General features: G+C 67.0%; 4 protein-coding genes. All 4 read left to right on the plus strand.

Going from position 1 to position 5,710, the window contains the following annotated elements; translation table 11 throughout:
• A partial coding sequence (locus ACDELDRAFT_RS18300; RefSeq protein WP_005799481.1) for a riboflavin kinase occupies nt 1-506 on the plus strand: 506 nt, incomplete at its 5' end.
• A gap of 109 nt (nt 507-615) precedes the next feature.
• Nucleotides 616-3,465, plus strand: a complete 2,850-nt coding sequence (ileS, locus tag ACDELDRAFT_RS18305) for an isoleucine--tRNA ligase (protein WP_005799482.1) — start codon at nt 616-618, stop codon at nt 3,463-3,465.
• Nucleotides 3,465-3,974 carry a signal peptidase II gene (gene lspA, locus ACDELDRAFT_RS18310; protein WP_005799483.1) on the plus strand — a complete coding sequence of 170 codons (510 nt, stop codon included), beginning with the start codon at nt 3,465-3,467 and terminating at the stop codon, nt 3,972-3,974. Before ileS ends, lspA begins: the two co-directional genes overlap by 1 nt.
• Before the next feature lie 129 nt (nt 3,975-4,103).
• Nucleotides 4,104-5,710, plus strand: a 1,607-nt coding sequence (locus ACDELDRAFT_RS18315) for a Na/Pi cotransporter family protein (RefSeq protein ID WP_005799484.1), incomplete at its 3' end; no start/stop codon positions are given.

Genomic DNA, 5,710 nt, shown 5'->3' on the forward strand with positions numbered 1-5,710 from the left:
CCGCCGCCGCCCGCCTGCTGGGCCGCCCCTACACGATCAGCGGCCACGTCGTCCACGGACGCAAGCTGGGCCGGGCCCTGGGCGCCAGCACCGCCGACGCCGCGGATGGGTTTCGCACCCTCAACTTGCGCTTTGCCCACTGGAAACCCGCCGCCAGCGGCATCTTTGCCGTTCTGGTGCACGGGCTCGGCGACGGCGCCCTGCCCGGGGTGGCCAACCTGGGCGTGCGCCCCTCGCTCGATCCGGCGGACGTGAACGGGGGGCGCGTGCTGCTCGAAACCCATTGCCTGACCTGGCCTGCCGATCTGGGCCCCGAAGGGGCGTACGGTAAAATCATCCGTGTGGAACTGCTGCACAAACTGCACGACGAGCTGAAGTACGACGGTCTCGATGCCCTGACGGCAGGCATTGCCAAGGACTGCGCCGACGCGCGTGCCTACTTTGCGTCGGCCCACACCTCCTCCCATACCGAGACCCGGCGCCAGACCACGCGCGACCGAATTTGAGGGGGCTGCCCTGCGCAGCGCCCGCCTTGCGAGCCTCATCGCCTGCCCAAGCCCCCCTTCCTGTTTTGACCCGGGCCTGCCCCGGAATGCCCCGTTTTAAGGCTTATCCATGTCCGACAACGCCAGTCCCGCCCCCACCGATTACCGCAGCACGCTGAACCTGCCCGACACGCCCTTCCCCATGCGTGGCGACCTGCCCAAGCGCGAGCCGGGCTGGGTCAAGGAGTGGCAGGACCAGGGCGTGTACAAGAAGCTGCGCGACGCGCGCTGCGGCAAGCCCAAGTTCATCCTGCACGATGGCCCGCCCTACGCCAACGGACAGCTGCACATCGGCCACGCGGTGAACAAGATCCTCAAGGACATGATCACCAAGGCGCGCCAGCTCGAAGGCTTTGACGCGCTCTACGTGCCCGGCTGGGACTGCCACGGCCTGCCGATCGAGAACGCCATCGAGAAGCTGCACGGCCGCAACCTGCCGCGCGACGAGATGCAGGCCAAGGGCCGCGCGTTTGCCACCGAGCAGATCGCGCAGCAGATGGTGGACTTCAAGCGCCTGGGCGTGCTGGGCGACTGGGACAACCCGTACAAGACCATGAACTTCGCGAGCGAGGCCGGCGAGATCCGCGCGCTCAAGAAAGTGATGGAGCGCGGCTTCGTCTACCGCGGCCTCAAGCCCGTGTACTGGTGCTTCGACTGCGCCTCGTCGCTGGCCGAGTTCGAGATCGAATACCAGGACAAGAAGAGCCAGACGCTGGATGTGGCCTTCAAGGCCCACAACCCGGCCAAGCTGGCGGCCGCCTTCGGCCTGCCTGCCTTGAGCAAGGACGCCTTCGCCGTCATCTGGACCACCACCGCCTGGACCATTCCCGCCAACCAGGCGCTGAACCTCAACCCCGACCTGCCCTATGCGCTGGTGGACACGGAGCGCGGCCTGCTGATCGTGGCCGAAACGCTGGTCGAGTCCTGCCTGCAACGCTGGAACCTGCAAGGCCAGGTGCTGGCCGTGGTCCAGGGCCGGCAGCTCGGCGGCCTTGAATTCGAGCACCCGCTGCACGATGTGGATGCGGGCTACCGCCGCCTGTCGCCGGTGTACCTGGCCGAATACGCCACGGCCACCGACGGCACCGGCCTGGTGCATTCCTCGCCCGCCTATGGCGTGGAAGACTTCAACTCGTGCGTGGCGCACGGCATGAAGTACGACGACATCCTCAACCCCGTGCTGGGCAACGGCCGCTATGACGAGTCGCTGGCGCTGTTCGGCGGGCTGAACATCTGGAAGGCCTGCCCCATCATCATCGAGGCGCTGCAGGCCGCCGGCCGCCTGCTGGGCACCACCACCATCACCCACAGCTACCCGCACTGCTGGCGCCACAAGACACCCGTGATCTACCGCGCCGCCGCCCAGTGGTTCGTGCGCATGGACGAGGGCGAAGGCGTGTTCACCGACCCCGCCCAGAAGCCCGCCCGCACGCTGCGCCAGATCGCGCTGGAAGCCATCGAGCACACGGCCTTCTACCCCGACAACGGCAAGGCCCGCCTGCGCGACATGATCGCCGGCCGGCCCGACTGGTGCATCTCGCGCCAGCGCAGCTGGGGCGTGCCGCTGCCCTTCTTCCTGCACAAGGATTCGGGCGAGCTGCACCCGCGCACCATGGAGATCGTCGACCAGGCCGCTTCCATAGTCGAGCAGGGCGGCATCGAAGCCTGGAGCCGCATGACGGCCGAGGAAGTGCTGGGCGCCGATGACGCCGCACACTACACCAAGAGCACCGACATTCTGGAAGTGTGGTTCGACTCGGGCTCCACCTTCTGGCACGTGATGCGCGGCACGCACGGCACCATGCACCACGACGAAGGCCCCGAGGCCGACCTCTACCTCGAAGGCCACGACCAGCACCGCGGCTGGTTCCACAGCTCGCTGCTGCTGGCCAGCGCCATCTATGGCCGCGCGCCCTACCGCGGCCTGCTCACACACGGCTTCACGGTGGACGGCCAGGGCAAGAAGATGAGCAAGTCACTGGGCAACACCGTTTCGCCGCAGGAGGTGAGCGGCAAGCTCGGTGCCGAAATCATCCGCCTGTGGTGCGCCGCCACCGATTATTCGGGCGACCTGGCCATCGACGACAAGATCCTGGCGCGCGTGGTCGATGCCTATCGCCGCATCCGCAACACGCTGCGCTTCCTGCTGGCCAACGTGAGCGACTTCGACCCCGCCCAGGACGCCGTGCCCTTCGAGCAGATGCTCGAAATCGACCGCTACGCGCTGGTGCGCGCCGCGCAGTTCCAGGAAGACCTGCTGGCCCACTACAAGGTGTACGAGTTCCACCCTGTCGTGGCCAAGCTGCAGCTGTATTGCTCGGAAGATCTGGGCGGCTTCTACCTCGACGTGCTCAAGGACCGCCTCTACACCACGGCCCCCAAGAGCCTGGCGCGCCGCAGCGCCCAGACCGCGCTGCACCAGATCACGCACGCCATGCTGCGCTGGATGGCGCCGTTCCTGTCTTTCACGGCCGAAGAGGCCTGGAAGATCTTTGGCAACTCCGAATCGATCTTCATGGAGACCTTCCTGGCGCTGGGTCAGAGCGACGACGGCCTGCTGGCCAAGTGGAGCCGCATCCGCGAGATCCGCGACGCCGTCAACAAGGACATCGAGGCGCTGCGCGCCGCGGGCCAGGTGGGCGCGTCGCTGCAGGCCCGCGTCACGCTGACGGTGGCGCCGGAAGACCACGCCCTGCTCTCCAGCCTGGGCGACGACCTGAAATTCGTGTTCATCACTTCCGCAGTGGACCTGATCGCGGGCAGCGCCCTGCAGGCCAGCGTGCAGGCCAGCACCGATGCCAAATGCGAGCGCTGCTGGCACTACCGCGACGACGTGGGCCACGACGCAGCCCACCCCACCCTCTGCGGACGCTGCACCAGCAACCTCTTTGGTGGCGGTGAAGAACGGAAGGTAGCCTGATGGCCCGGGGCAGCACCGCACTCGTGCGCGGCTCGGGCGCGAGCCTGTGGCCCTGGCTGGCCTGGGCGGTCATCATCCTGATGGCTGACCAGTTCACCAAGACGCTGATCCTGGGCTACTACCGGCTGGGCGATGCCACTACCATCACCAGCTTCTTCAACATCGTGCGGGCGCACAACACGGGCGCGGCCTTCTCGTTCCTGTCCGACGCGGGTGGCTGGCAGCGCTGGCTGTTCACGGCCATCGGCATTGCCGCCACGCTGTTCATCGTCTGGCAGCTGCGCGCCCATGCGGGGCAAAAGCTGTTCTGTTTCGCCCTGTCGAGCATCCTCGGCGGTGCCGTGGGCAATGTGGTGGACCGGCTGATGCATGGCTACGTGGTGGACTTTCTCGACTTCCATGCACGCGGCTGGCATTTTCCGGCGTTCAACATCGCCGACGCGGCCATCACCGTGGGCGCGGCCTGCCTCATCCTCGATGAACTGCTGCGCGTGAGAAACGCGCGCTGAGCACGTTCTGGCCGACGGGTTGCCGATGTCGCGAAGGGTCGGCCTCCAGCGCGCCCCATCCACCCACTGGCCGGTGCAGGCTTTGCGCCCGGGCCCCAGCTTGCGGGCTATAGTTGCATGCTTCTTTCCATGAAGCATCTTCTCAATCTTCTGGCCGCCGTGGCCCTGCTCGTCTGGGGCACCCATCTGGTGCGCACCGGCATCCTGCGCGTCTTCGGCGCCAACCTGCGCCAGCTCATTTCGCGCAGCGTCAGCACCCGCCTCACCGCCGTGCTCTCGGGCATCGGCGTCACGGCCCTGGTGCAGTCCAGCACCGCCACCGCCCTCATCGTGTCTTCGTTCGTGGGCCAGGGCCTGGTGGGCCTGCCGGCCGCGCTGGCCGTGATGCTGGGCGCCGACGTGGGCACCAGCGTGATGGCCGTGGTGTTCGCGATGGACCTGTCGTGGCTGTCGCCCCTGTTCATCTTTGTCGGTGTGGTGCTGTTCATCGCGCGCCAGGACACGCCCGTCGGGCGCGTCGGGCGGGTGCTGATCGGGCTGGGGCTCATGCTGCTGGCCCTGCGGCTCATCACCGATTCGACCACGGTGCTCACGCAGTCGCCCACCGTGCGCACCCTGCTGGGGGCACTCACCAGCGACCTGCTCCTGGAGCTCTTCACGGGCGCCGTGCTGGCGGTGGTGTCCTATTCCAGCCTCGCCACGGTGCTGCTGACCGCCACGCTGGCAGGCTCGGGCGGCATTCCGGTGGAGGTGGCCCTGGGCCTGGTGCTGGGTGCCAACCTGGGCAGTGGGCTGCTGGCGGTGCTCACCACGCTCAAATCGAAGGTGCAGACGCGCCAGGTGCCGCTGGGCAATCTGGTGTTCAAGATCGTGGGCGTGCTCATCATGATGCCGCTGGTCGGCCTGTGGCTGCGCCATGTGCGCCCCTGTGTCCCCGACGTGGCCACGCTGGTGGTGCTGTTCCATCTGGCGTTCAACACGGTGGTGGGCCTGGTGTGCATCGGCCTGACCGGCACGGTGGCCCGGCTCGTGCAGCGGCTGCTGCCCCACGAAGAGGCGCCCGCGGCGGGGGCCCGACCGAGGCACCTCGACCCCTCGGCGCTGGCAACGCCCTCGCTGGCCATCTCCTGCGCGGCGCGCGAGGCGCTGCACCAGGCCGACGTGGTCGAATCCATGCTGATGGGCATGCACCAGGTGATCCGCACCGATGACCTCAAGCTGGCGCAGGACCTGCGCCGCCTTGATGACCAGGTGGACGACCTGTATTCCGCCATCAAGTACTACATGACCAAGATCTCGCGCGAAGCCCTGGACGAGCGCGAGGGCCGGCGCTGGGCCGACATCATCAGCTTCACCATCAACATGGAGCAGATCGGCGACATCATCGAGCGCGTGCTCATCGACATCGAGGACAAGAAGATCAAGAAGGGGCGCCAGTTCTCCGATGCTGGCATGGAAGAGATCAACGAGCTGCACGCGCGCCTGGTGGACAACCTGCGCCTGGCCATGAGCGTCTTCCTGAACGGCAATGTGCGCGACGCCCAAAAACTGCTGGAAGAAAAGGCCCGCTTTCGCGACCTGGAGCATGCCTACTCGGCCACCCATCTGGCCCGCCTGTCCGACAACACCGTGCAGAGCATCGAGACCAGCTCGCTGCACATCGACCTGATCAGCGAACTCAAGCGCATCAACTCGCTGCTGTGCTCGGTGGCCTACCCCATTCTGGAATCGGCCGG

Source organism: Acidovorax delafieldii 2AN (assembly GCF_000175235.1).
Taxonomy (GTDB): Bacteria; Pseudomonadota; Gammaproteobacteria; order Burkholderiales; family Burkholderiaceae_C; genus Acidovorax; species Acidovorax delafieldii_B.

What these genes read in the sequence shown, in the direction of transcription:
- ileS (WP_005799482.1), top strand. Translation starts at nt 616, where the DNA reads ATGTCCGACAACGCCAGTCCCGCCCCCACCGATTACCGCAGCACGCTG.
- lspA (WP_005799483.1), top strand. Translation starts at nt 3,465, where the DNA reads ATGGCCCGGGGCAGCACCGCACTCGTGCGCGGCTCGGGCGCGAGCCTG.